6 protein-coding genes and 1 pseudogene are annotated in these 6,999 nt (G+C 71.1%); 4 read left to right on the top strand and 3 right to left on the bottom strand.

Annotated elements, in window-relative coordinates; all coding sequences use genetic code 11:
• From A6302_RS18630 to A6302_RS18620, 3 genes are all read left to right on the top strand, one after another.
• Positions 1-230: allophanate hydrolase-related protein (locus tag A6302_RS18630; protein ID WP_425349177.1), on the top strand; the 230-nt coding region annotated here is incomplete at its 5' end.
• Positions 231-358: 128 nt separating this feature from the next.
• The gene (locus tag A6302_RS18625) at positions 359-1,720 is read left to right on the top strand and encodes a polysaccharide pyruvyl transferase family protein (RefSeq protein ID WP_069308292.1); all 1,362 of its coding nucleotides are present in this window, start codon (positions 359-361) and stop codon (positions 1,718-1,720) included.
• A complete protein-coding gene (locus A6302_RS18620) occupies positions 1,717-2,994 on the top strand; it encodes a hypothetical protein (protein WP_069308291.1) in 1,278 nt (425 codons plus the stop codon). Before A6302_RS18625 ends, A6302_RS18620 begins: the two co-directional genes overlap by 4 nt.
• A gap of 9 nt (positions 2,995-3,003) precedes the next feature.
• On the opposite strand, the pseudogene A6302_RS18615 reads toward A6302_RS18620, so the two are convergent.
• A pseudogene (locus A6302_RS18615) lies at positions 3,004-4,331 on the bottom strand (NAD(P)/FAD-dependent oxidoreductase).
• Between the two features lie 195 nt (positions 4,332-4,526).
• On the opposite strand from A6302_RS18615, the gene A6302_RS18610 reads away from it, so the two are divergent.
• Positions 4,527-5,696: a glycosyltransferase family protein gene (locus A6302_RS18610; protein WP_069308290.1), complete on the top strand. Its 1,170-nt coding sequence runs from the start codon at positions 4,527-4,529 to the stop codon at positions 5,694-5,696.
• Here A6302_RS18610 and A6302_RS18605 read toward each other — a convergent pair.
• A complete protein-coding gene (locus tag A6302_RS18605) occupies positions 5,650-6,726 on the bottom strand; it encodes a hypothetical protein (RefSeq protein WP_069308289.1) in 1,077 nt (358 codons plus the stop codon). The two genes, A6302_RS18610 and A6302_RS18605, sit on opposite strands and share 47 nt — an antisense overlap.
• The coding region (locus A6302_RS23685) for a hypothetical protein (protein WP_210183390.1) at positions 6,723-6,999 on the bottom strand (277 nt) is incomplete at its 5' end. The genes A6302_RS23685 and A6302_RS18605, both read right to left, overlap by 4 nt.

The raw sequence follows: 6,999 nt of genomic DNA, 5'->3' as shown, positions 1-6,999 counted from the left end.
CCGACGGCGCCGGCGCTGCCATCGAGGTGGAAATCTGGTCGCTGACGCCGGCCGGCTTCGGCCGCCTCGTCGCTGCCATCCCCTCGCCGCTCGGCATCGGCACCCTGCGCCTTGCGGACGGCCGCACCGTCAAGGGCTTCCTCTGCGAAGGCGCGGCCATCGCCGATGCGCAGGACATCACCGCCTTCGGCGGCTGGCGGTCGTATGTGACAGCGGCCGCGCGGGGCTGAGTGCGAAAGGACCGCCCGAGACAGGCGGGACGTGCCATCGCCGGGAGGTTGCGCTCGCCCCGTCCCGCGTGACATCGTCCGCCCCGATTGCCATCCTTCCGTGGACGTCTCCACGCGCCGGAGTTGCCATGCGCGTCCTCCTGATCAACGACACCGGCCTGCAGCCCCATCCCGGCTGCCAGGCCGTCCAGGCCGGCTTGCGGCGATTCCTGAAAGCCCGCGGGATCGCCCTGACCGGGTCGCTCTATACCAACGAACTGAAGAAGATCCGCCGGCGCCCGCGCGAAGCCGCGATCGAGTTTCTCGGAAAATCCATCCAGGGCGAGATGATCCGCGCCTCGGATGCCATCGTCATCAACGGCGAGGGCACCTTCCACCACGGCCGCTGCGACGAATATCTCGCCCTCGTCGCCTTCGCCAAGGCCGCCGGCAAGGCGGTCTATTTCGTCAATGCCCTGGTGGAGGACTATCCCGCCGCGCTCGACATGCTGCGCAGCTGCGACGGCATTTCCGTGCGCGACCGGACCTCCGCGGCCTATCTGGCCGACAACGGCATCGAAGCTGTCCTGCGGCCGGACGCCTTCGTCTGGGCCCCCTTCGCGGCGCTCGACCTGCCGGTCGTTCCCTTCGTCGAGACGATCGTGACCGACTGGCACCGCGAGGTCGCCGATGTGTCGGGCGTCGCGATCCACGGGTTCCTCGAGCGCCACTGGGGCCGCACCTGGTTCCACGCCTTCGACAGCGCGCGCAACGGCGCGGCCTATCCCTTCCTCCTTGCGATGATGCGCACCGGCGGGCAGCTTCTCACGGCCCGCTATCACGGTGCGGTCGCGGCGGTGATGGCCGGCCGGCCGGTGGCGCTCCTGCCGTCGAACTCGCACAAGATGGCGGCCTTCGCCGAGGAACACGTCGGTCTCGACGCGCTGGTCGGTGCCGATGAACGCCCCGAGCGGGCGCTCGCCCGCATGGCCGAGCGGGAAGCCGACTTTGCCGCGGCGGGACGCAAGCTGCGGCGCCTCGCCACCCGTCTCGACCAGCATCCGCTGGCCGGGCTGCTGGCGCGCCCTTCCAGGCCCGCCTCCGCCGACGCCGGGCTGGTCCTGCGGCGGCTGCAGGACACGCTGAAGCGCGGCCCCGAAGCGGCACCGGCGCGCGTGGTCGAGGACGCCCTGCTCCATGGCCGACTGTCGAAGGACGATCGCGCGGCCGTGCTGAAGGCCGCGGCGAAAGCCAAACTGCTGACGGGCGGGCTCATCGAGGCCATCGGCGTGGCGGCAGATGCGGGCGACGGTGACGCCGTCGCGGTCCTCGCCCAGATCCAGGCCGATCATGGCCTCGAGACCTACCCGGCCACCGCGACCGCTGCAGCCGTGTCCCCGCCTGAAGCGGGCGCGAACAGGGCTCCGAAGCCCACCTTCCCACAGGCACTGACACAGGCACCGAAGCCGGCGCCGGGCCGGCGGCGGCTACCGAGGCCGCGCCTGCCTTGAACCAGCGCGCGCAGGCGATGCTGAAGGCCGGCGACAGTCTGCGCCCGGCCGTGCTGCTGTCCCGGAACCTGACGCCGGATCCCAATCCGAACTATCGCACCGGCATGTGCCTTGCCCGGCTCGGACAGGCGCCGTTGGCGGAGGCCTTCTTCCGCAAGGCCGACGTGCCGTGGAAGCGGCGCGGACAGGTGCGCCAGCAGCGTCTGGTCAACCTGCAGACCTCGGCGCAGCTCGACTGCCTGCTGGAGGTGTCGGACCGCATCCTCGCCGCCGACGGCGGCTTTGCCGCCTATGCCGATCTCGACCCGACCGCCTGGACCTGCCGGCTGGCCGCCGACCCGCGCGACGTCGTGTCCTGGCATGCCTACCGGCGCCGCTTTGCCGCCGACTGGGCCGATCCGCGGCTCGGCGTCCTCCTGTCGGCGCCTGACGCGGTCCTGCCCGGGGCGCCGCTGCTGATCGCCTTCGAGGAGAATTACGGCGTCGGCAACATGATCTTCTTCAGCCGCTGGCTGGCCGGCCTGCGTCGCTTCCACGAGAAGATCACCATCGCGCTGCCGGTGCGGTTGCGGAAGCTGTTCGACAGTGCCTTTGCCAGCGCGGCGCGCTTCGTTCCCTACGAAGACCCGGACGGCCTGCTCGCGATCGTCCAGGATTTCGAGGGGCTGAAGCTGGCGGCGCCCGATCTGCCGATCCTGGCGGGACGCTACGGCTTTGCCCCGACGATGGCGCCGCTGTTCGTCACCTACGGCGTCTCCCGACGCCGCGAGCCGCGGCCGCGGATCGGCCTCGGCTGGTGGACGCCCAATCCCCGCTCCAGCCAGAAGCGGAACATCGGGCTGGACGAGGTCTGGCGGGCGCTCGAGCCGGTCGCCGAGGAGATCACCTTCGTCAGCCTGCAACCGCAGCGCGACGAGGCCATCGCCCAGATCGAGGCCGCCGGTCTTCGCGACCGGATCGCCGTACCCGACACCGACGGTCTCAGCGACTATCTCGGCTACGTCGACCTGATCCGCTCCTGCACGATGGTGGTCTCGATCGACAGCAGCATCCCCTTCTTCGCCGGGGCCTGCGGCGTGCCGACCCTGCTCCTCCAGCCGCTCGCCTCGCCCTACGGCTGGACGGGCGGCTACACGCGCTCGGACAGTTTTTCGAGCGTCAGCTACCTGCGGCAGGTCGAGCCCGGCGACTGGCGGATCCCGCTCGCGCGGCTTGCGGACGAGATCCGCGCGCGGCTGCCGGCGACGGGTCCCGCGGCCGCTATCGAAGGGTGAAGGCCGGGCTCACAGCCCGGCGATCGGCCGCGGCTTCGAGCCGTCGGTGAAGCGGGAGAAGCGGAAGGGCGTCGGGTCGACCACCGGGGTCACGCCGCGCACCAGTTCGGCCATCAGCCGGCCCGCGCCCGGGCCGATGCCGAAGCCGTGGCCGGAAAAGCCGGTGGCGACGAACAGGCCCGGCATCGTGTCGATCGACGAGATCACCGGCACCGCGTCCGGGGTCGCGTCGATCATGCCAGCCCAGTGCTGCTCGACCCGCGCGCCGGCAAGCTGCGGGAAGTTGGCGTCGAAGGCCTTCTTGGCGGCCAGACTTCCCTTCATGTCCGGCTCCGGATCGAGCACGCGCACGCGCTCATAGGGCGAGACCTCGTCGAGCGCCGCCGGCCGCCAGTTCAGGAACTCCTCGACGAAGCGGGCACCGAGCCGCAGGTGCAGCGAATTCCACTCGGCGCGCAGCGCGGGGAGGAAGTCGAGAAAGAAGCGGAAGCTGTCCGGCACGATGTCGGCGATGCCGCCGTGGCCGTTGGCGAGCGAATAGCCGCCGTCGAGCCGCTTGCGCCAGGCGACCGCGTTGGTCCAGCCCGCCGTGGTCGGGCCGCCCTCCACCGGTGCGGTGCGCAGCACGGTCGAGCGCACCTTCAGCTGCGGCAGGCGCAGGCCGAGCGGCAGGGTGAACAGCCGCGACCAGGCCCCGCCCGCCACCACCACCTGGCTGGTGACGATCCGCCCGCGCTCGGTCACGACGGCGCTGACCCGGCCGCCGGCGGTCTCGACGCCGCGCACGGCGCAGTTCTGGAGCACGATCGCACCCTTGGCGCGTGCGGCAGCGGCAATCGCCGGGGCCGCCTTCTGCGGCTCGGCCCGGCCGTCGCTCGCGGTGTAGACCGCGCCGACATAGGGGCGGGTGTTGCCCGGCAGGAGCGCGTCGACCTCGGCCGGGCCGATCGCCCGGCTGTCGAGCTGGTAGGGGCGGGCGTAGTCGAGCCAGGCGGCGCGATCGGCCATCTGCGCCTCGCTTTCGGCGAGATAGAGGATGCCGGTGGTGCGGAAGCCGGTCTCCAGGCCGATCCGCGCATTCATGCCGGACCAGAGCCGCAGCGCCTCGATCGACAGCGGGATCTCGCGCGGATCGCGGCCCATCTTGCGGCACCAGCCCCAGTTCCGGCTCGACTGCTCGCCGCCGACGTGGCCCTTCTCGCACAGCGTCACCGAGACGCGGCCTCGGCCAGTTCCAGCGCCGTGCAGACGCCGATGATACCGCCGCCGACGATCACCACGTCGCTGCGCGCCGGCAGCGTCTCGTCGCCCGCCACCCCGTCGACCTTCGGTCCCATGCTCTCCGCCGCTCCATTGCCGTCCGACCGTCGCCCGCGACCCGGCTCACCGGTGCCGCAGACTGTATTCACTTGACCGACCATGTCCGAAAAGCGGCGTCAACATCCTTCACGCGAGGCTTCGACGTTTGTAGCATGCGAACAACGGCCTGACGCGCAGGCGCCTGCCTCAACGCAGAAAGCACCCGACCGCCGATGTCCCGCTCCCTGCCCGGTTCTCGACTTCTCAGCGCGGTCTTCCGCCGTCCGGGACCGCCACGGCTCCTGTTCGTCGCCAACGGCATGGTGCCGACGCTGCAGTTCAGCTTCGTCCATCCGCTGGCGCCGCTGGAGCAGGCCGGGCTGGTCGACCTGCGCTTCCTGTTCGAGCCGACGATCGACGAGCGGATCGCCGAGGGGTCGCTCGGCCCGCTTATGGGCGAGATCGCGCCGGACCTCGTGGTCTTCTGCCGCTACAGCGGGGCGGGCACCGAGGAGATCATGGCGGCCGTTCGAAAGCGCGGGGGCAAGGTCATCACCCATCTCGACGACGACCTGCTCGACGTGCCGAAATCGATCGGCGCGGTCAAGCATGCCTTCCACAACGACCCCGCCCGCCTTGCCACCGTGCGCCGGCTGATGGCGGACAGCGACGCGGTCTACTTTTCGAATGCCGTTCTTGCGGCGCGGATGACGGCGAAGCAACCGGTGCGCCGCGCCGTGGTGTCCGGCATCATCAACGCCCTCCCCTGCCTGCGGCTGCCCGCCCGCGGACCGACCCGCCGCATCGGCTACATGGGTTTCGACCACGCGGCCGACTTCGCCCTCGTCGCCGGGGCCCTGGCGCGGCTGCTGGACCGGCGGCCCGAGGTCGGCTTCGACGTGTTCGGCCCGATCCCGATCCCGCCGTCGCTCGCCCGCTTTGCCGACCGGATCCGGGTGTTCGGACCGGTCGGGGGCTATGACGCCTTCGTCCGCCGCCTTGCCAGCCTCGAATGGGATGTCGGCATCTGTCCGCTGGTGCGGGATGACTTCAATCTGGTGAAGTCCGACATCAAGTGGCTCGAATACACCGCCTGCGGCATGGCGACGGTCGCGAGCGCCGACACGGTCTACGACACGGTCTGCGCGGATGGCTGCGGCCTGCTGGCGCGCACGGAAGCCGAGTGGTTCGACGGGCTCGACGGGCTGGTTGCCGATCCGGACGCGCGCTACCGCATGGCCCTGCGCGCCCAGCGCCGGCTGATCGACGCCTATTCGCCCGGGCATCTGCGCGCGCAAGTGCTGGCCCTGCTGGCCGGTGTCGATCCGCGCCTTGCAGGCCTCGGCGAGAACTTCGTCAGACGCTCCGCGACAGCGCCAGAAGCTCAACGTAGCGGGTCCTGACGTCCGCCGGCATGGCGAGGCCCGACAGCCAGGCTTCCTGACCGGCCAGCAACTCGGCGGGACGGGCCAGCGCCGCCTGCGCGAAGGCGGTCCAGTCGTCCAGCGACGAGACCGTGGGCAGGCCGGCGAAATTGCTGGCGTCGACCTCGCCGCCCTCGATCCAGACCGCGACCGGCACCCGCGCGAGAACGAAGTCGAGCAGCACCGAGGACGGCGCCGAGATAGCAAAGCCGTAGGCGGTCAGATCCTCGTCGTAGAGCGGCCCGGTGCTGCGGGCGACGTTGCCCGGCAGATCGACCGCGTTGCGTTCGGTGAAGCGGCCAGCCGGGTGCGGCCGCAGCACGGTCTGCGTGCCGATGGCTGCCATGGCGCCGGCAAAGCCGCGGAACACGTCGATGAAGCGCCGCTTCAGCCCGTCAGTGGCAAAGCGCACGGAATGCAGGTTCTCGCAGACGATGCCGCGCCGCGGCGGGATGACGTCCGGGCGCGGCGATGGCCGTCCGTCGATCAGCGCGGTCGGCCCGGCGACGAACAGCTTGCTGCGCTCGCAGGCGGGAAGCGCGGCCAGACGTTCGGGCGCAAACCAGCCGACCACGACATCGGCGCCGAAGCGCACGTCGAGCCCGGCGGTTGCGTCGTGGCGTTCGTTGTGGAGGAAGCCGACGCATTCGAGGCCGTGCTGCAGGGTGACGCCGAGGAGGCACGGCGGGAGTACGCGCATCAGCCGGTGGGTCAGGACGTGATTGGAGACCGAGGATTCGCTGCCGGCGATGACAAGGCCACGGCGATCGGCAAGCCGCGCCAGCGCCTCGACCTCGGAGCCGTAGGTTTCGCGCACGACGCCGAGTTCGGCGCAGAGGCGGTCGAGCTCGCCGGCCCAGAGACCGGTCGCGTCGAGCCCGGCAAAGCGCTTCGTCACCAGCAGCGCCAGATCGAGATCGCCCTCCTGGCGCGCGAGCCGCATCAGCGGGCGCAGCACGGCGACGTCCTGCACCAGATCGACGTGGAAGACGACCGAGGGCCGGCTCATGCTGCCGCCTCCGGTGCGAGCACACCCAGCACCGGCGCGTGGACGTAATTGTCGGCGACGATCACCGGACCGGGCGGGAACAGGTGGCGCACGGCCGCCGTGATCGCCGCCATCGTTCGCGGATAGACGGCGATCCTCCAGGCAAGACCGTCCTCGCACCAGCCGAAGGCCGGCCCGTCAAGTTGGCCGGCGGCCGGGTCAAGCCGATGCCGGCGCCGGCGTGGCGCTCGCCGGCAACCGTGGCGCCGCGCCGCGCCGCCTCGGGCAGCTGCG

The sequence above is a fragment of the Methylobrevis pamukkalensis genome, assembly GCF_001720135.1.
Taxonomy (GTDB): domain Bacteria; phylum Pseudomonadota; class Alphaproteobacteria; order Rhizobiales; family Pleomorphomonadaceae; genus Methylobrevis; species Methylobrevis pamukkalensis.
Note: the sequence above shows the minus strand (reverse complement) of the source record. Positions and strands in the feature narration are given on the sequence as shown.